Origin of the sequence: Citrobacter sp. HN-141 (assembly GCF_033341895.1) — a bacterium.
Classification (GTDB): Bacteria; Pseudomonadota; Gammaproteobacteria; order Enterobacterales; family Enterobacteriaceae; genus Citrobacter.
The window spans coordinates 1-216 of the sequence record NZ_JAWPBF010000076.1 but is presented as its reverse complement, the minus strand read 5'-3'; the positions used below and the strand labels follow the sequence as shown (position 1 = coordinate 216).

Below are 216 nucleotides of genomic sequence, written 5' to 3'. Positions count from 1 at the left end.
GGCTACAGCAACCCCACGCCGGAGTTGCTGACCATGGCAATCCAGGCGGGGATAAAAACATCCGGGTTTGCGGCCTATCAGATGGCACTTGTTGTCACAAATGGTGTGGCGAAAGCCCTGTTAGGCAGAGGGCTGACCATTGCAGGAAATGCCATGCTGACGCGTACCATGGGCGCTTTTGCCGGTCCCGTGGGCTGGGTGCTCAGTTCTCTCTGG

Annotated in this window: 1 pseudogene; it reads left to right on the top strand. The window is 58.3% G+C overall.

Features of this window, described 5'->3' with window-relative positions:
• Positions 1-216: pseudogene (locus RYZ59_RS24650) on the top strand (DUF3944 domain-containing protein); the annotation flags it as partial.